The organism is Pseudomonas sp. IPO3778 (assembly GCF_013386825.1).
Classification (GTDB): domain Bacteria; phylum Pseudomonadota; class Gammaproteobacteria; order Pseudomonadales; family Pseudomonadaceae; genus Aquipseudomonas.
This window is the reverse complement of record NZ_JACARC010000034.1, coordinates 266435-284571: the sequence shown is the minus strand read 5'-3', so window position 1 is coordinate 284571 and position 18137 is coordinate 266435. Positions and strand designations below refer to the sequence as shown.

The following is an 18137-nucleotide window of genomic DNA, read 5'->3' as shown; positions in this document are numbered from 1 at the left end:
GGCTGCGTAGCAGCCCCAAAACAGTCGCTGGGTGCTATCTGAAAGACCGCATGAACTTTAGGGGCCGCTTCGCGACCCAGCGGGAGCAAGCTCCCTCGCCACAGAAGCCCTTCAGCGGTTCAATCAGAACCGAACGCCTGTCGTCACCATCGCCGCATTAAACCCCAGCAACACCAGTTCTGCGGCGACCGGCCCGTAGTGAGTACCCACCGACGGGATGATCACGGGCGCTACCCCCAGCCCATTCAGTGGAATCTTGTCGCGGTACTTGCCGCGGTAGCCCTGGATCACGCCCCCCGTCAGCTTCAGGTACACCGGGTAATCGGTCATGTCGTAGCGCTTGCCGGCGTAGACGTAGTACGAGCGCTGGCTGAACGAGTTGCGAAACGTTGCCCCGCCATACACCAGGCCTGACGCTTCATTGCGCTCCAGGCCGATCAGGTCCTGATTGTTGTTGTGGTCCTTGTCCGGTGCAAAGTGCCGGGTGTAGACGCTTGTCTGGGCGTACCAGAAGCCCTTTTCGTCCTGGCTTGGTGCTTCAACCGCCAGGGCGGTGGTGGCCTGGGCCAGGAGCAGCAGGCTGGAAAGTCGATATTTCATGATGCGACCTCGATAGTCGGTGATTGGGCGGCTAAGTGGGTCGTGACAGATGGCCATTTTGAAGGCTCAAACCCCATAAAGGCTGAACGGGCGCTGAAGGTAGCGGCCTTGTGCGGCTCAATCCTGATGAGCGGACGGGCGGCGCTTATGCATTCGCTTATTCCTTAAAGGTATTTAATTTGTTACATAAATATCATTAAGCTATATGACAACGGACTACCGACTATCTGCCAATAACCAATAAATGACCGCCACCGTCCGCCACACGGATCGATCGTATGAGCTCAGAGCATTGAAGCTCTGGCTTTTGATTCCAAGGGGAGCGGTATGGGGAGTAACAAGCAGCACCTGCTGTACACGGCGATTTTGTCGGCTAATTTGCTGACCGCTGTGGGGTTCAATCCAGTGACAGCCGCCGAAACGGCCACTGCCGATGTACCCAAACTCGATACAGTCATCGTCACCGGCACCCGCGCCCAAGAGCGCACCGCCAGTGCTTCGCTGTCACCCATCGATGTGATTTCCGGCGACACCCTGCGCAGCACCGGTTCTGACGAGCTGGGCGCGGTGTTGGCCCGTTTGATTCCTTCCATCAACTTCCCACGCCCAAGCCTGGTGGATGGCGCCGAACTGGTGCGCCCGGCGCAATTGCGCGGTTTGTCACCGGACCAGGTATTGGTGCTGGTCAACGGCAAGCGTCGCCATACCAGCGCTTTCGTCAACCTTGGTGGCGCAGTTGGGCGCGGCTCGGCCCCGGCGGATCTGAATGCGATCCCGCTGTCGGCGGTGGACCATATCGAAGTGCTGCGTGACGGCGCCTCCGCCCGCTATGGCTCCGATGCGATTGCCGGGGTGATCAACGTGATCCTCAAGCATGACGACCACGGCGGCTCGATCACCAGCAAGTTCGGTGAATACAAAAAGGGCGACGGTATCCAGCGCAATCTCAGCGGCAACACCGGTGTGGCGCTGGGGGACAACGGTTTTATCAACCTCTCGGCCGAAGGTGCCGACAACGATTACACCAACCGCGCCGGCAAGGATTTCCGTCCGGGCAGCGTCGGTTCGACGACCTATGGCCAGCGCGTATTCCGCCAGGGCGAACCGGCCACCGATCAGGGCAAGCTGTTTCTCAACTCGGCCTATTCCTTCAGCGAAGCGGCTGAGTTCTACGCGTTTGGCGGCTACAGCAAGACCCGTGGCGAGACCGCAGCGTTCTACCGGGCCAGCAACGCGAGCAACAACATTCCTGCGCTCAACCCCAACGGTTACCTGCCGCTGATTCGCGGTGACGTGGAAGACACGTCCCTGGCGGTGGGCCTGCGCGGGTTGTTGGCCTATGACTGGCACTACGATGTGTCGGTCAACTACGGCAAGAACCAGTATCAGATCGGCACTGAAACCATCAACACCTCCTTGGGCCTGGCCACGCCGCGCAAGTTCGACAACGGCACCCTGGTCAATGACCAGAAGCAGCTCAGCCTGGACCTGTCGCGGGAATTCAGCCTGGGCTGGTTGCCGTACCCGGTGTCGGTCGCGTTGGGTGGCGAATACCTGGACCAGGGTTACCAGATCAAGGCGGGCGATCCGGCGTCCTACTACCAGACCGGCAGTTCGGGCCTGGGCGGCTTCCGGGATTCCGACGCCGGCACCAGCACACGGCATAACTGGGCCCAGTACCTGGACCTGGAAACCAACTTCACCGAAAAACTCAGCGCCTCGGCTGCCGTGCGTCACGAGGACTACAGTGATTTTGGCTCCAACGTCAGCGGCTCGCTCTCGGCCCGTTACGACTTCACCCCGCAAGTGGCCTTGCGCGGCAGCGTTTCCAACGGTTTCCGTGCGCCGTCCCTGGCACAGCAAAACTTCGCCTACACCTCGTCGCAACTGATCGGCAACACCATTCAGGAGGCCGGCACCTTCCCGGCCAACAGCCAGGTGGCACGCCTGCTCGGCGCTGAAGACCTGAAAGCCGAGAAGTCCCGCAACTACAGCCTCGGCCTGGTGCTGGAGCCGACCGACAGCCTGACCGTGACGGCCGACGTCTACCGCATCGACATCAGCGACCGCATCAGCCTGTCCTCCAACCTGGACCTGAGCAAGAACCCGGCCGCGCTCGCGTATCTCCAGGCCAACGGTGTCGGCAACATCAATTACACCACTGTGCGCTACTTCACCAACGCCACCGACACCACCACCGATGGCGTCGATCTGGTGGCCAACTATCGCTATCAGCTGGATAACGGTGTGCGCTGGAACAGCACCGTGGGCTACAACTACAACCACACCAAGGTCACCGACGTAAAAGCCAACCCGGCGGTATTGGATAGCCTGGGGGCGAGCTTGGTGCGGGTGGACCGCCGCGAGCGCATCGGCCTGTTGGGCGACACCACGCCCCAGCACAAGCTGAGCCTGGGCAACGACCTGAGTTTCGGCAATTGGGCGCTGCACAGTAATTTGGTGCGCTATGGTTCATTTACCAGCTATCAGGCAGACCCCACCAACGACCAGCGCTTCAAGGCAGCCTGGCTATTGGACCTGTCGGCCGACTATAAGCTGAAAAACTGGACCTTCACCGTCGGCGGCGACAACGTCACCGACAAGTACCCGGAGAAGCTCAACGCCTACGCCAGCAGTGGTGGCAATTTGGCCTATAGCACTTTTTCGCCGTACGGTTACAGCGGCGCGTTCTATTACGGTAAAGTTGCTTACAACTGGTAACGGCTTCCCGTCACAACAAAGGAGACCTAAGCGATTTGCCATGACCGCCATTGAATCCGATCTTTTGCAATTGGCTTACCCTCCGCGGCTCGATCTGGGGCCGCAACTCACTCACGAACAGTTGATGAGCTCGATGCAGGCCACCATGGCCCGGCATAAGGGTGGGCCGGTCTGGCTCTTCGCTTACGGCTCGCTGATCTGGCGGCCTGAATGTTCGTCGACCCAGCGGATGCGGGCCCGGGTTCACGGTTATCACCGGGGTTTGTACCTGTGGTCCCATGAGCACCGGGGCACGCCGGAAATACCGGGGTTGGTGTTTGGCCTGGATCGCGGTGGCTCGTGCAGCGGGTTCGCCTATCGCTTGCCGGAAGATCAACTGGAGGCCTCGCTTTATGCCCTGTGGCAACGCGAGATGCCTTACCCTTCCTACCGGCCACACTGGCTCACCTGCCGTCTTGAAGATGGCAGTCAGGTACAGGCATTGGGATTTGTCCTGGAGCGGCACCTGCCCAGTTATGCCGGAAACTTGCCCGACATCGTGCTCAATCACGTGCTGCAAAGCGCTTGCGGGCGTTACGGTACCACTCGCGATTATGTCGAGCAGACCGTCAACGCCCTGCGTAGCCACGCCATGCCAGACAAGAATCTGGAGGCGCGGCTCAAGCGGTGTTCCAAAGGCTGTTCCGACGATTAACGTGCGGCACTGACGCTATTGGTGTGCCACAAGGTGGGGATCAGGAACGCGATTGCCAGCAGGCACGCGCCGATCAGCAGTACAAACCCGCCGTCCCAGCCGAAATGGTCAACGGTGTAGCCCATGGCCGCACTCGCTGCCACCGAACCACCCAGATAACCGAACAGACCCGTAAAGCCCGCTGCGGTACCGGCGGCTTTCTTCGGTGCCAGTTCCAGCGCCTGCAGGCCGATCAGCATCACCGGGCCGTAGATCAGGAAGCCGATGGAGAACAGCGCGATCATGTCGACCATCGGGTTGCCGGGCGGGTTGAGCCAGTAAACCAGGGTCGCCACTGTCACCAATGCCATGAACACAATGCCGGTCAGGCCACGGTTGCCACGGAAGATCTTGTCCGACATCCAGCCGCACAGCAGCGTGCCCGGAATGCCCGCCCACTCGTAGAAGAAGTACGCCCACGAGGTTTTATCCACGTCGAAGTGCTTGGCTTCCTTGAGGTACGTCGGTGCCCAGTCCAGTACGCCGTAGCGCAGCAGGTAGACGAAGACGTTGGCGAAGGCGATGTACCAGAGCATTTTGTTGCGCAGCACGTATTTGACGAAGATTTCCTTGGCGCTGAATTCGTCTTCGTGGCTGGCGTCGTAGCCTTCCGGGTAATCGTTCTTGTACTGCTCGATAGGCGGCAGGCCCACCGATTGCGGGGTATCGCGCATGGTGATGAAGGCAAACGCCGCCACCAGCAGGGCCACGGTGGCCGGGACGTAGAACGCCGCGTGCCAGTCGTTGAACCAGGCCATGCCCAGCAGGAACAGCGGGCCGATCAAGCCACCGCCGACGTTATGTGCCACGTTCCATACGGAAACCACACCGCCGCGTTCCTTCTGCGACCACCAGTGCACCATGGTCCGCCCACTTGGCGGCCAGCCCATGCCCTGGGCCCAGCCGTTGATGAACAGCAAAATGAACATCATCGTCACGCTGGAAGTAGCCCAAGGTGCGAAACCGAAAATGAACATGACTCCGGCGGATACCAGCAAGCCGAAGGGCAGGAAATAGCGCGGGTTGGAGCGGTCGGACACCAGGCCCATAAGGAACTTGGACAGGCCGTAGGCAATCGCAATCGCCGACATCGCCAGGCCCAGCTGACCACGGGTGTAACCCTCGTCGATCAGGTACGGCATGGCCAGGGAGAAGTTTTTGCGCAGCAGGTAGTACCCGGCGTAACCGAAGAAAATACCGGCGAAGATCTGCCAGCGCAGGCGTCGATAGGTGTTGTCTATTTTTTCTTCAGACAGGGGCGCCTGATGTGCGGCAGGACGGAAGAAAGCAAACATTCAAGAGCTCCAGATTTCTTGTTTTGACTGCGGATGCGAATGTTACAGTTTCGTTACCGAAAATAGCACCGCCTCTTATCTGCGGGCATAGGAATAGAGTGCAATTGCATGTTCTTTTACGAACATGTCGCTTAGAGGCAAGTGAGGGGCGTTTTCAGAGGGATGATCGCCTGGCTAACACCCTGTGGCGAGGGGGCTTGTCCCCCGTTGGGCTGCGAAGCGGCCCCAGAAAGGTATTGAGTTCTTTCAGCAAGACGGCGTGGGCTGACTCAGGGCCGCTTCGCAGCCCAACGGGGGACAAGCCCCCTCGCCACCGTTGTTATTCGACAGCTGTGAGCGCTCTATCCATTCGCTGCAATATCCCCTGGAAGCAGGTGCTCCTGGACCTTCTGGCTGCGGGACTCCACCAGTTGGCCTTGTTCGTCGAAGCGCAACACGATCAGCCAGTCATACACATTTTCCGGCCATTTTTTCATGCCGGTCAGCGCCTGGCCGTCGCCACCAAAGGCTTCGATCAACTTATCGATATGCCCGTGGTGCCAGGCGATCAGCACGGTTTGCGCCTGGTTGGACTTGCGCAGGGACTTCACCAGCTTGCCGACTTGATCGTCTGAGTAGGGTGTTTCAAGCGGGAGCTGCAGGCGCTGGGCCAGGGGTGTCAGGGTCAGGCGCGGGCGGGAGCTTTCCTTGCTGTCGCTGGTAGCGATCAGCCGCTGGGGCACCACAGAGATGCCGTTCAACAGCAGCGGGTCGAAATAGCTGGCATAGGCTGCCGCCCTTTGTTCGCCTCTGGGGCTCAGCAACGGGCCCTCATCGGGTTTTTCTGCATGGCGCACGATCAGCACCGTCACATTGTTCAGCCCGCGTACGTCCTTGTCCTCTTTATGAGCAAAGGCTTGGGCCGACACCACCATCAACACCCCCAGGAACAGCGCGCGCAACCGTGTGACCATTATTCTTCCTGCCAATGAATGAGTGCCTCGGCCGATCATGGGCCCAGGCACCTCGTGGACAAAATGAAACAATAGTCAGCGTAGCTGCACCACGACCTTGCCGACAGCCTTGCGCTGGCCGAGGTCATTAATCGCCTGCGCGGCCTGCTCCAGCGGGTACACCTGGGACACCAGCGGCTTCAGCTTGCCCTCGGCGAACCAGCCGAACAGTTGCTGGAAGTTGGCCGCGTTGTCCTGGGGCTGGCGCTGGGCGAACGAGCCCCAGAACACCCCCACCACTGCCGCACCCTTGAGCAGCGCCAGGTTGACCGGCAGCTCGGGAATGCGCCCGCTGGCAAAACCCACCACCAGCAGCCGGCCGTTCCAGGCGATGCCGCGGATGGCCTGATCAAACAGGTCGCCGCCTACCGGGTCGTAGATCACATCCACCCCGTTGCCGCCGGTGAGGCGTTTGATTTCATCCTTGAGGCTGGCTTCGCTGTAGTTGATCAACTCATCGGCGCCGGCGGCCTTGGCCACCGCCAGCTTGTCGGCGCTGCTGGCCGCGGCGATCACCCGGGCGCCCATGGCCTTGCCGATTTCCACCGCCGCCAGGCCGACGCCGCCGGAGGCGCCGAGCACCAACAGGGTTTCCCCGGGTTGCAGGTTGGCCCGCTGCTTGAGCGCGTGCATCGAGGTGCCATAGGTCATGCTGAAGGCGGCGGCGGTATTGAAGTCCATGCTCGGCGGGATCGGCAGCACGTTGTAGCCCGGCACGGCGACCTGTTCGGCAAAGCTGCCCCAGCCGGTCAACGCCATCACCCGGTCACCGACCTTCAGGTGGCTGACCTTCTCACCGACTTCGCTGACCACACCGGCCGCCTCACCGCCTGGCGAAAACGGGAAGGGCGGCTTGAACTGGTATTTGCCTTCAATGATCAGGGTGTCCGGAAAGTTGACCCCGGCCGCATGCACGTCCAACAGGATTTCGTTCTTCTTGATCGCCGGGCTTTCGACGTCTTCCAGCACCAGGGTTTCGGCGGGGCCGAAGGCTTTGCACAGCACAGCTTTCATCGGACTATTCCTTTTGGCGTGTTGGCCGATAAGTGTAGGTGGGCAGGGCGGCGGGTCAACGAGCATGCCCCGGCCTGATAAGTCGCCATAAGCTTGTGCTCAGGGCTGCTAGCGTTATGCTACTGGGCAACCGAATTGAGGAATGAACTGTGAAAGCGTGGATCCTGTTGATGCTGGCCCTGACACTGCCGACGGCAGCCCTGGCTGAAGAAGCCAAAGAAGGCGACGCGCCGAAGGTCAGCTACATCAGCCTGAGCCCGCCGTTCGTGGGTAACTATGGCCTGGATGGCACTGCCAAATTGCGGGTGTTCAAGGCTGATATTGCCCTGCGGGTGACTGGCCCCGAGGCGGCGGCGGCCGTCAAAGCCAACGACGCGCTGATTCGTAACCAACTGGTGGCGCTGTTTACCCAGCAAACCAACGACACCATGAGCAGCGTCGACGGCAAGGAAAAACTGCGCCAGGAAGCCCTGAAACAGACCCAGCAAGTGATGAACGACGAAACCGGCAAGCCGATGGTCGAGGATCTGTTGTTCAACAACCTGATCATCCAGTAATCCGGTCGCTTCGCGCCTTTCGCGAGCAGGCTCGCTCCGGTTAACGCAGGCCGAGCACGGCAGCCCACTGCTCGGCGGTCACCGGCATCACTGAAAGGCGGCTGCCTTTTTGCACCAGGGGCAACTCGGCGAGGGCAGTCTGCTGTTTCAGATAGCCCAGCCCCAGCACCTTGGGGAAGGTCTCAACGTGGGCGACATTGATTGCGCTCCACGGGTTTTTTTCAGGGCTGGCCTTGGCGTCGAAGTAATGGCTGTCCGGCTCCAGTGCGGTCGGGTCCGGGTAGGCCGCCTCGACGATTTTGCCGATGCCGGCAATCCCCGGTTCCGGGCAACTGGAGTGGTAGAAAAAGAACGTGTCACCCACCGCCATCGCCCTCAGGAAGTTGCGTGCCTGATAGTTGCGCACTCCGTCCCAACGGGCTTCGCCGAGCTTTTCCAGGCCCTTGATGGACAGTTCATCGGGCTCGGATTTCATCAGCCAATAGGCCATGTTTTCGCTCCTCAAAAGTCGATTGGGAAAGTTGTCCTGCAATTTTATGACAAACCGACAGTCGGTTGGCGTCAAGGTTTGCGTGTTGGTTCACGTTAACGCAGAATGCCGGGGTTTTGAGCTTGACGCAGCTGGCACGGACTACTAATGGAACGTTGCTGTCATCGTGTGCAAGATGCCTGAAGGGGGGCAATCGATGAAACGCAAACCGGATTTACTATGGATATTGGTTATTTTGTTCGGCCTGGGCGTTGTGACCACCGGCTATGCGCAGAGCTTGTGGTCGAACAAGACTGACGCACCGATTGAACTCGCACAGCAACAGCCGCAACCGTTCAAACGCTGACCCGTCTTCAAGGCGCTGCTGATTCCAGTGGCGTCTCTGCTACATACCAATCCTTATCGGTGACTGTGCCCTCAAGCGGGACATCCCAGCTCGCCTGCGCCAATCGTTCGACCTTCTGGCATTCATGGGCCAGGCCCAACAGCGTCGGCTTGCGCCAGGATTTGCGGCGGGCCATGTAGGCCAGGCTGCGGTCATAAAAGCCGCCGCCCATGCCCAGCCGTCCGCCCACATCATCGAACCCGACCAAGGGCAGCAGCACCAGGTCCAGCGCCCAGACCTTGCGTTGGCGGCTGACATTCACCTGTGGCTCCAGGATGCGGAAACGGTTGGGGCTCAGCTTCTCGCCCGGGCGCACTTGCTGAAACACCATCTTGGTTCGCGGCCACGCGCTGAGCACCGGCAGATACGTCGCCTTGCCCCGGCGCTGTGCAGCGCGCAGCAGCAGGCGCGGATCGATTTCACCGTCCGTCGGTAGATATAAAGAGATGTGTTTGGCCCGGCGAAACAGCGGGTGCTGTGCCAGTTGCCGATACAGGCCAAGGGCGGCCTGGCGTTGCTCGCTGGGCGTCAGGGCGCGGCGGGCTTTGCGCAGCATGCGTCGAAGTTGCGGGCGGGAAAGCGGCGCAGGTTCGGTCATGGTGTTCGGCTCATAAAACAATGCCAGTCCTGAGACTGGCATTGGATTTGGGAATCAGGCTCCCCGACAGAACCGCTGTCGACTTAGCCCTTGAACCCGAAAGTTCAAGGTGGAAGAAACAGTAGGCTTTAAGGCTTTCCGTCTAGCGGACATGCACACCAGCCCAACGTGTAACTTCCAGGGTAGTGCGAATCGGCTCAGGGACATCGCCGACTGGCAAGCACGCCAGGGAGTGGGGCGAGTATACCCGAAACCGACGCCGCAATCAGCCCTTGGGTGGCTCTGGATCGGTAGAAAGTACCAGATCAACCCGCTCCAGCAGGTCGCGCACCTGCTCGCGTGTCGAGCCGCTGGCCTGCACGTCAGGCCGTTCCTGCTTATGCAGCAAATCGTGGGTAATGTTCAGCGCGGCCATCACCGCAATGCGATCGGCGCCGATGACTTTGCCGCTGCTGCGGATTTCACGCATCTTGCCGTCCAGGTAGCGGGCAGCGCTCACCAGATTGCTGCGTTCTTCCTGTGGGCAAATGATCGAATATTCTTTGTCGAGAATCTGCACGGTGACGCTATTGCTTGAACTCATGAGTCTTGCTCCAGGGCCTTCAGGCGCGAAATCATCGATTCGACCTTACGCCGGGCGATTTCGTTTTTTTCAATGAGGTGAGCGCGTTCCTCGCGCCAGGTCTTTTCCTGAGCTAATAGGAGTCCGTTTTGACTCTTAAGTTGCTCGACCCGGTTAATTAGCAGCTCGAGTCTGGCCATCAGCGCTTGCAGGTCGGTGTCTTCCATTGGGTTCCACTGGATTTGTCTGATGAATGGCAACTGCTGGATAAACGATCTGACGCCCTCGATAGTCTTGGTACGTCTGCCGATGCTAGGATACAGCGCTTCATTCTAGACATTGCGCCGTCTGGCGCCTAGCTCACCATGCCCATTCAGAACTCCCCGTACGATGCTTTTTCCAAACTGCTGAGCACCAGCGGTCATCCTTGCTCGCCTGCCGAGCTCCACGGCGTGCTGCTGGGCCGCAGTTGCACCGGTGTCGGCTTCGATGCCGACAACTGGTTGGCCGACGTTGCCGAGCTGCTGGAAACCGAGCCCACCGAAAACGTGCGCAACGCCCTCATCGGCCTGCAAGAGATGGTCAAAGGCGAGCTGACGGGTGATGACGTCACCGTCGTTTTGCTGCTGCCTACCGATGACGCGCCGCTCACTGAGCGCGCCGCCGCACTGGGCCAGTGGTGCCAAGGCTTCCTCCACGGCTTTGGCGTGAACGCCGGCGGCCTCGACCTGAGCACCGATGCCCAGGAAGTGCTGCAAGACCTGGCCGCCATCTCCCAGGTGCAAGACGCCCTGGAAGAGTCCGAAGACGGCGAAAGCGACTACATGGAAGTGATGGAATACCTGCGCGTCGCGCCGCTGCTGCTGTTCACCGAGACCCGAAAGTCGGCTGAGCCCGCAGCACCCAAGCCGTCGCTGCACTAAGAAAGGAAGCCCATCTGCCCATGATCCATATCCCCAAAGCGGAATACACCCGGCGCCGCAAGGCGCTCATGGCGCAGATGGAACCCAACAGCATCGCCATCCTGCCGGCGGCCGCGGTGGCCATCCGCAACCGGGACGTCGAGCACGTCTACCGTCAGGACAGCGACTTTCAGTACCTGAGCGGCTTCCCTGAACCGGAAGCGGTGATCGTGCTGATGCCCGGCCGCCAGCACGGCGAGTACGTGCTGTTCTGCCGCGAACGCAACGCCGAGCGCGAACTGTGGGACGGCCTGCGGGCGGGCACCGAAGGCGCGATCCGCGAATTCGGCGCCGACGATGCGTTCCCGATTACCGATATCGACGACATCCTGCCCGGCCTGATCGAAGGCCGCGACCGGGTGTATTCGGCCATGGGCAGCAATGCCGAATTCGACCGGCACCTGATGGAGTGGATCAATGTGATCCGCTCTAAAGCACACCTCGGCGCCCAGCCACCGAACGAATTTGTTGCCCTGGATCATCTGCTTCACGACATGCGCCTGTATAAATCGGCGGCAGAAGTGAAGGTGATGCGTGAGGCCGCGCGGATTTCCTGCGCAGCCCATGTGCGGGCGATGCAGGCCAGTCGCGCCGGGTTGTATGAGTTCAGCCTTGAAGCGGAGCTCGACTACGAGTTTCGCAAGGGCGGGGCGAAGATGCCGGCCTATGGCTCCATCGTCGCCTCCGGGCGCAATAGCTGCATCCTGCATTACCAGCAGAATGACGCGGTGCTCAAGGACGGCGACCTGGTGCTGATCGACGCCGGTTGCGAGATCGACTGCTATGCCAGCGACATCACCCGCACCTGGCCGGTGAGCGGCAAGTTCTCCGCCGAGCAAAAGGCGATTTATGAAATCGTGCTGGCTTCCCAGGAAGCCGCGTTTGCCGAAATCGCCCCGAACAAGCATTGGAACCAGGCCCACGAGGCGACGGTGCGCGTGATCACCGCCGGGCTGGTCAAGCTGGGACTGTTGCAAGGTGACGTCGACGAGTTGATCGGCAGCGAAGCCTATAAAGCCTTCTACATGCACCGCGCTGGCCATTGGCTGGGCATGGACGTGCACGATGTGGGCGAATACAAGGTGGGCGGCGAGTGGCGCGTGCTGGAAGTCGGCATGGCGCTGACCGTGGAACCGGGGATTTACATCTCGCCCGACAACCAGCACGTGGCGAAGAAATGGCGTGGCATTGGCGTACGCATTGAGGACGACGTGGTGGTGACCAAGCAAGGCTGTGAAATTCTGACCGCTGGCGTGCCCAAGGCCGTCGCCGAGATTGAAGCGCTGATGGCGAGCGCCCGATGAGCCGGGTCAGTCTGGCGATTATCGGCGGCGGCCTGGTGGGCGCCAGCCTCGCATTGGCGTTGCAGGCCGGGGCCAAGGCCCGTGGCTGGAAGATCGTGCTGATCGAGCCATTTGCCCCCGGCGACAGTTACCAGCCGAGTTATGACGCGCGCTCTTCGGCGCTGTCCTTCGGCGCTCGGCAGATTTATCAACGGTTGGGCGTGTGGCAGGAGATTTCCCGTCGCGCCGAGCCGATCAAGCAGATTCATGTGTCGGACCGTGGCCGCTTCTCTACCGCGCGCCTGTCGGCCATGGAAGAAGGCGTGCCCGCCCTCGGCTACGTGGTGGAAAACGCCTGGCTCGGCCAGTGCCTGTGGCAAGGCCTTGATAACGATGTGGTCAGTTGGCGTTGCCCGGCGGAAGTTACCCGCATGGAGCCGCTTGCCGATGGCTACCGCCTGACCCTCAATGATGAAACCGTGCTGGAGTGCGACCTCGCGGTGCTGGCCGATGGCGGCCGCTCCGGCTTGCGCGAGCAACTGGGCATTGGCGTTAAAAAACGCCCATACAACCAGAGTGCGCTGATCGCCAATATCACCCCAAGCGAAGCCCACAACGGCGAGGCGTTCGAGCGTTTCACCGACGAAGGGCCGATGGCCTTGCTGCCGTTGCCCGACAACCGCTGCGCGCTGGTGTGGACCCGCATCGGCATGGACGCCCAGCGTCTGGCCGAGCTGGACGAGCGCAGCTTCCTCAGTGAATTGCAGGGCGTGTTCGGCTATCGCCTCGGCACCCTGAAGCAGGTCGGTGCCCGTCACTTGTACCCGCTGACCCTGGTGGAAGCGGAAGAGCAAGTGCGCTCCCACCTGGCCGTGCTCGGCAATGCCGCCCACAGCCTGCACCCGATTGCCGGCCAGGGCTTCAACCTGTCCCTGCGCGATGCCTGCGCCCTGGCCGAGGCGTTGCTGGCCGGGCCGGCGATCCCGGGCGACCTGGCGACCTTGCAGGCGTACCGCGAGCGTCAGCGCATGGACCAGAAGCTCACCGTCGGCTTCTCCGATCAAGTCACCCGGCTGTTTGGCAGTGCCCAGCCGCTGGTGGCGCTGGGGCGTAACATGGGCCTGCTGGGCCTGGACCTGTTGCCGCCGGCCAAGCGCTGGTTCGCGCGCCAGGCCATGGGCCTGGGCACTCGCCCCGATGCGTAAGTGGCTGACCCAGCGCCTGGGCAAGGCTCGGCTGTTACGCTGGATCATGACCCTGTACCCGCCGTACCTCGGCGCCGGGGTTCGGGTGCAGCACCTCAGCAGCGACTTTCGCGAGGTCAAGGTGCGCATGGGCCTGGGCTGGTACAACCGTAATTACGTCGGCACGCAGTTTGGCGGCAGCCTGTATTCGATGGTCGACCCGTTCTACATGTTGATGCTGATGGAGAACCTGGGGCGCGACTACATCGTCTGGGACAAGGCTGCCACCATCGACTTTATCTCGCCGGGCAAAGGCCCGGTGTTTGCCGAATTTTCCATCGACCAACCGTTGCTGGACGAGATTCGCCAGCACACCGCCAGTGGCGAGAAGTACTTGCCGCAGCTCAAGGTGCAGATTCATGACGGCTCCGGCACCCTGGTGGCGCGGGTCGACAAAACCCTTTACGTGCGGCGCAAGCCGCAATCGAGACAGGCTTAAAGCATGGACATGCGCGCAGATGTGCTGATTGTCGGGGCCGGAATGGTCGGAAGCGCCTTGGCGCTGGCGTTGCAGGGCAGTGGCTTGCAGGTGCTGCTGCTTGACGGCAGCCCGCTGAGCGTCAAGCCGTTCGACCTGCAAGCGCCGTTCGAGCCGCGGGTGAGCGCCTTGTCGGCTGCCAGTCAGCGCATCCTCGAGCGCCTTGGCGTGTGGGACGGCATCGTTGAACGACGTGCCAGCCCGTACGGCGAGATGCAGGTGTGGGACGGCAGCGGCACCGGGCAGATCCACTTTTCGGCGGCCAGTGTGCACGCCGAGGTGCTGGGGCATATCGTCGAAAACCGTGTGGTTCAGGATGCCTTGCTGGATCGACTGCATGATTGCGACCTCGGCCTGTTGGCCAATGCGCGCCTGGAGCAAATGCGCCGCTCCGGCGACGATTGGCTGCTGACCCTGGCCGACGGCCGCACCTTGCGCGCGCCGCTGGTGGTCGCCGCAGACGGTGCCAACTCGGCGGTGCGCCGCCTGACCGGCACCGCGACCCGCGAGTGGGATTATTTGCACAACGCCATCGTCACCAGCGTGCGCAGCAGTCAGGCGCACCAGAAGACGGCCTGGCAGCGTTTTACCGACAACGGCCCATTGGCATTTTTGCCGCTGGTGCGGGACGGGCAGGAAGAGTGGTGTTCGATCGTCTGGTCGACCACGCCGAGTGAGTCCGAGCGCTTGATGGCCCTGGACGACGAACGCTTCTGCCGTGAGCTGGAGAGCGCCTTCGAAGGCCGCCTGGGCACGGTGTTAAACGCCGACCCACGGTTGTGCGTGCCATTGCGTCAGCGCCATGCCAAGCGCTACGTGGCCGAGGGCCTGGCGTTGATTGGCGATGCGGCGCACGTTATTCACCCACTGGCAGGGCAGGGCGTGAACCTGGGCTTCCTCGACGCGGCGGTGCTGGCCGAAGTGCTGCTGGCCGCCAACGAGCGCGGCGAGCGCCTGGCGGATGTGAAGGTGCTCAGCCGTTACGAGCGCCGGCGCATGCCCCACAACCTGGCGCTGATGGCCGCGATGGAAGGCTTTGAGCGGTTGTTCCAGGCCGATCAACTGCCGTTGCGCTGGTTGCGTAATGCCGGGTTGAAGGTGGTCGAGCAACTGCCGGAAGCCAAGGCGTTGTTTGTGCGCCAGGCGTTGGGCTTGACCGGGGATTTGCCGGCGCTGGCCAAGGCCTGAGGGGCTTGTGCAACATCTGGTAACGGCTCCGTCGAGCGCTACCAAATGTGAGTCCTTATCATTTGCCCTCTTTTTGCAAATGAGAGACCGCACCCATGTTGGCACCCAAGCGCCTCCTGACTGCCCTGGCACTCACCCTTATCGGCAGCACCACCGTGCAGGCGGCCGACGAAGTCGTGGTCTACTCCTCGCGCATCGACGAACTGATCAAGCCGGTGTTCGACGCCTACACCAAGAAGACCGGCGTGCAGATCAAGTTCATCACCGATAAGGAAGCGCCGCTGATGCAGCGCATCAAGGCCGAAGGTGAAAACGCCACCGCCGACCTGCTGCTCACTGTCGATGCCGGCAACCTCTGGCAGGCCGAGCAGATGGGCATCCTGCAACCGTTCACCTCCGACGTGATCAACAAGAATATCCCCCTTCAATACCGTTCTTCGGCCCATGCCTGGACCGGCTTGAGCCTGCGTGCGCGCACCATCGCCTACTCCACCGACCGCGTGAAGCCGGGCGACCTGACCACCTACGAAGCCCTGGCCGACAAGCAGTGGGAAGGCCGCCTGTGCCTGCGCACTGCCAAGAAGGTCTACAACCAGTCGCTGACCGCCACCCTGATCGAAACCCATGGCGCGGCCAAGACCGAGGAGATCGTCAAGGGCTGGGTCAACAACTTGTCCACCGACGTGTTCTCCGATGACATCGCCGTGCTGGAGGCGATCAACGCCGGGCAGTGCGATGTGGGTATCGTCAACACCTACTACTACGGCCGCCTGCACAAGCAGAAGCCGGACCTGGCGGTGAAGCTGTTCTGGCCGAACCAGGGCGACCGTGGGGTGCACGTCAACCTGTCGGGCATCGGCCTGACCAAGCATGCACCGCACCCGGAAGCGGCGAAGGCATTGGTTGAGTGGATGACCACCCCGGAAGCACAAAAAATCTTTGCCGATGTGAACCAGGAGTTCCCGGCCAACCCGGCGGTGCCGCCGTCGGCTGAAGTCGCCAGCTGGGGTAAGTTTGTGGCCGATACGTTGCCGGTTGAAGTGGCGGGCAAGCGCCAGGCTGAGGCCATTCGCTTGATGGATCGGGCTGGCTGGAACTAAGTCGTCCGATATACTGCGCCCCGCATTTGCGGGGCGTTTTGCTTGATGGGTGTCCCCTGTAGGAGCGAGCTTGCTCGCGAAAAACCTGAGGGCACCGCGTTCTTCCAAGCTGCCCGAGTTATTGTTGACGTTTTTCGCGAGCAAGCTCGCTCCTACAGTAGCGTTGCGGCGTGTTCCGCATTCCTACCACGACCGAGAGTTCTTCCTTGGCCCATCCCGCCCAACGCCGCTGGTACCTGCCGGTCTTCACCGTGGCAGCCCTGGTGCTGCTGCCGCTGAGCGTCCTGTTGCTGTCGTGGCAGACCGTCGATCAACAGATCTGGTCCCATTTGTGGGACACCCAGATGCCACGCCTGCTGGGCAACACCTTGACCCTGGTGCTGGGCGTCGGCGTGGGCGTTACGCTGCTGGGCGTCAGCCTGGCGTGGCTGACCAGCCTCTGCGAATTTCCCGGCCGGCGCTGGCTGGACTGGGCGCTGATGCTGCCTTTCGCGATTCCCGCCTATGTCCTTGCCTTTGTCTTTGTCGGGCTGCTGGACTTCGCCGGCCCGGTGCAGACCCTGCTGCGCGAATGGTTTGGCACGGGCCTGCGCCTGCCGCGCGTGCGGTCCACCAGCGGCGTTATCATCGTGCTGGTGCTGGTGTTTTATCCCTATGTCTACCTCCTGGCGCGCACTGCGTTTCTCGCCCAGGGTAAAGGCCTGATGGAAGCCGCGCGGGTATTGGGGCAGTCGCCCTGGCAAGCGTTCTGGCGCGTGGCCTTGCCCATGGCGCGCCCTGCCATCGGCGCGGGCGTGGCCCTGGCGCTGATGGAGACCCTGGCGGATTTCGGCGCTGTCTCGGTGTTCAACTTCGACACCTTTACCACCGCCATCTACAAGACCTGGTACGGCTTTTTCAGCCTTTCCAGTGCGGCGCAGCTGGCCAGCCTCTTACTGCTGGTGGTGATGCTGGTGCTGTACGGCGAACGCCGTGCCCGGGGCGCCAGCCGGCCGAGCAACGAACGGCCTCGCGGCCAGGCGCTGTATCACCTGCGCGGGGTCAAGGCGGTGGCGGCCAGTGGCTGGTGCGGCTTGGTGTTTGCCTGCGCGTTCGTGATTCCGATGCTGCAACTGGTGGCCTGGTTCTGGCAGCGCGGCCGCTTCGATCTGGACGAGCGCTACGCCGGGTTGATCGTTCATACCCTGTACCTGGGCGGTATGGCCGCCCTGATCACCGTCAGCGTGGCCCTGGTGCTGGCGTTCGCCCATCGTCTGGCGCCCACCCGGGCCATCCGTTCAGGTATCAGCCTGGCCAATGTGGGCTACGCGCTGCCGGGCTCGGTGCTGGCGGTGTCGATCATGTTGGCGTTCAGTTATCTGGATCGGGAACTGGTGATCCCGGTGTCAGGCTGGCTGGGCGGCGCCGGCAAGCCGCTGCTATTGGGCAGTGTGTCGGCCTTGTTACTGGCCTATCTGGTGCGCTTTATCGCGGTGGCGTACGGACCGCTGGAAAACAGCCTGGCGCGAATCCGCCCGTCCTTGCCGGAAGCCGCTCGCAGTCTGGGGGTCAGTGGCCCGCGACTGTTTTGCAAAGTGTATCTGCCACTTTTGCTACCGGGCACCTTGAGCGCGGCGCTGCTGGTGTTTGTCGACGTGCTCAAGGAAATGCCGGCCACCTTGCTGATGCGCCCGTTCGGCTGGGATACGCTGGCGGTTCGGATTTTTGAAATGACCAGCGAAGGCGAGTGGGCGCGGGCTTCACTGCCGGCCTTGACCCTGGTGTTGGTGGGCCTGTTACCGGTCATCGGGTTGATCCGACGTTCGGCGCGACGAATCGGTTAGGTGCCAGTCCTACGCCTTGAGGCTACAATGCGCGGCATTCGGTGCGGTCGATCTTTCAGATCGGGTCGCTGAGCGCGGCTACAGGCCTTGTATTTCAAGGCGTGTGGCCCGA

19 protein-coding genes and 1 other RNA gene are annotated in these 18137 nt (G+C 61.7%); 11 read left to right on the top strand and 9 right to left on the bottom strand.

Translation table 11 applies throughout. The features are described from left to right. Positions 1-123 precede the first annotated feature (123 nt). Positions 124-603: a sn-glycerol-3-phosphate transporter gene (locus tag HX855_RS17540; RefSeq protein WP_177087115.1), complete on the bottom strand. Its 480-nt coding sequence runs from the start codon at positions 601-603 to the stop codon at positions 124-126. A gap of 324 nt (positions 604-927) precedes the next feature. Between HX855_RS17540 and HX855_RS17535 the strand changes: the two genes are divergently transcribed. Next, entirely contained in the window at positions 928-3321 is a 2394-nt protein-coding gene (locus HX855_RS17535) for a TonB-dependent siderophore receptor (RefSeq protein ID WP_177086680.1), read from the top strand. Positions 3322-3361: 40 nt separating this feature from the next. Further along, positions 3362-4015 (top strand): gamma-glutamylcyclotransferase, encoded by a 654-nt coding sequence (locus HX855_RS17530; RefSeq protein ID WP_177086682.1) that lies wholly within the window; start codon positions 3362-3364, stop codon positions 4013-4015. Here HX855_RS17530 and glpT read toward each other — a convergent pair. The 3 genes from glpT to HX855_RS17515 all read right to left on the bottom strand — a co-directional run bounded on the left by glpT (position 4012) and on the right by HX855_RS17515 (position 7355). After that, positions 4012-5349 (bottom strand): glycerol-3-phosphate transporter, encoded by a 1338-nt coding sequence (gene glpT, locus HX855_RS17525; RefSeq protein WP_177086684.1) that lies wholly within the window; start codon positions 5347-5349, stop codon positions 4012-4014. The two genes, HX855_RS17530 and glpT, sit on opposite strands and share 4 nt — an antisense overlap. A gap of 341 nt (positions 5350-5690) precedes the next feature. Continuing rightward, a complete protein-coding gene (locus tag HX855_RS17520; protein ID WP_177086686.1) occupies positions 5691-6302 on the bottom strand; it encodes a flagellar basal body-associated protein FliL in 612 nt (203 codons plus the stop codon). 75 nt (positions 6303-6377) lie between these two features. Beyond that, entirely contained in the window at positions 6378-7355 is a 978-nt protein-coding gene (locus tag HX855_RS17515) for an NADPH:quinone oxidoreductase family protein (RefSeq protein ID WP_177086688.1), read from the bottom strand. Positions 7356-7504: 149 nt separating this feature from the next. Here HX855_RS17515 and HX855_RS17510 point away from each other — a divergent pair, with 149 nt between their 5' ends. Beyond that, positions 7505-7912, top strand: coding sequence for a flagellar basal body-associated protein FliL (locus HX855_RS17510; RefSeq protein WP_177086690.1), 408 nt, complete (start codon positions 7505-7507; stop codon positions 7910-7912). A gap of 40 nt (positions 7913-7952) precedes the next feature. On the opposite strand, the gene HX855_RS17505 is transcribed toward HX855_RS17510, so the two are convergent. Beyond that, a complete protein-coding gene (locus HX855_RS17505; RefSeq protein ID WP_177086692.1) occupies positions 7953-8402 on the bottom strand; it encodes an EVE domain-containing protein in 450 nt (149 codons plus the stop codon). A 196-nt stretch (positions 8403-8598) separates the two neighbouring features. Between HX855_RS17505 and HX855_RS17500 the strand changes: the two genes are divergently transcribed. Next, the gene (locus tag HX855_RS17500; RefSeq protein ID WP_003213959.1) at positions 8599-8748 is read left to right on the top strand and encodes a hypothetical protein; all 150 of its coding nucleotides are present in this window, start codon (positions 8599-8601) and stop codon (positions 8746-8748) included. A 7-nt stretch (positions 8749-8755) separates the two neighbouring features. Here HX855_RS17500 and HX855_RS17495 read toward each other — a convergent pair whose 3' ends face one another. The 4 genes from HX855_RS17495 to HX855_RS17480 form a co-directional block, all read right to left on the bottom strand. Next, positions 8756-9385 carry a 5-formyltetrahydrofolate cyclo-ligase gene (locus tag HX855_RS17495; RefSeq protein ID WP_177086694.1) on the bottom strand — a complete coding sequence of 210 codons (630 nt, stop codon included), beginning with the start codon at positions 9383-9385 and terminating at the stop codon, positions 8756-8758. A gap of 56 nt (positions 9386-9441) precedes the next feature. Next, positions 9442-9620: non-coding RNA, 6S RNA (ssrS, locus tag HX855_RS17490), on the bottom strand. Between the two features lie 30 nt (positions 9621-9650). After that, positions 9651-9968 carry a cell division protein ZapA gene (locus HX855_RS17485; protein WP_003213956.1) on the bottom strand — a complete coding sequence of 106 codons (318 nt, stop codon included), beginning with the start codon at positions 9966-9968 and terminating at the stop codon, positions 9651-9653. Further along, complete coding sequence (locus HX855_RS17480; RefSeq protein WP_003213954.1) at positions 9965-10174, bottom strand: TIGR02449 family protein; 210 nt, start codon at positions 10172-10174, stop codon at positions 9965-9967. The genes HX855_RS17485 and HX855_RS17480 overlap by 4 nt, the downstream gene beginning before the upstream one ends. Positions 10175-10312: 138 nt before the next feature. Here HX855_RS17480 and HX855_RS17475 point away from each other — a divergent pair, with 138 nt between their 5' ends. The 7 genes from HX855_RS17475 to HX855_RS17445 all read left to right on the top strand — a co-directional run bounded on the left by HX855_RS17475 (position 10313) and on the right by HX855_RS17445 (position 18025). Next, positions 10313-10870: a YecA family protein gene (locus HX855_RS17475; protein WP_078050646.1), complete on the top strand. Its 558-nt coding sequence runs from the start codon at positions 10313-10315 to the stop codon at positions 10868-10870. A 20-nt stretch (positions 10871-10890) separates the two neighbouring features. Continuing rightward, positions 10891-12213, top strand: a complete 1323-nt coding sequence (gene pepP / locus HX855_RS17470; protein ID WP_177086696.1) for a Xaa-Pro aminopeptidase — start codon at positions 10891-10893, stop codon at positions 12211-12213. Then, positions 12210-13397, top strand: coding sequence for a 2-octaprenyl-6-methoxyphenyl hydroxylase (ubiH, locus tag HX855_RS17465; RefSeq protein ID WP_177086698.1), 1188 nt, complete (start codon positions 12210-12212; stop codon positions 13395-13397). Before pepP ends, ubiH begins: the two co-directional genes overlap by 4 nt. Further along, positions 13390-13875, top strand: coding sequence for a DUF4442 domain-containing protein (locus HX855_RS17460; RefSeq protein WP_177086700.1), 486 nt, complete (start codon positions 13390-13392; stop codon positions 13873-13875). The genes ubiH and HX855_RS17460 overlap by 8 nt, the downstream gene beginning before the upstream one ends. A gap of 9 nt (positions 13876-13884) precedes the next feature. After that, on the top strand, positions 13885-15102 hold the full coding sequence (locus HX855_RS17455) for a 2-octaprenyl-3-methyl-6-methoxy-1,4-benzoquinol hydroxylase (RefSeq protein ID WP_177087117.1): 1218 nt from the start codon (positions 13885-13887) through the stop codon (positions 15100-15102). Between the two features lie 95 nt (positions 15103-15197). Beyond that, positions 15198-16202 (top strand): extracellular solute-binding protein, encoded by a 1005-nt coding sequence (locus HX855_RS17450; RefSeq protein WP_177086702.1) that lies wholly within the window; start codon positions 15198-15200, stop codon positions 16200-16202. A 206-nt stretch (positions 16203-16408) separates the two neighbouring features. Next, the gene (locus HX855_RS17445; protein WP_177086704.1) at positions 16409-18025 is read left to right on the top strand and encodes an iron ABC transporter permease; all 1617 of its coding nucleotides are present in this window, start codon (positions 16409-16411) and stop codon (positions 18023-18025) included. The last annotated feature ends 112 nt before the right edge of the window (positions 18026-18137 follow it).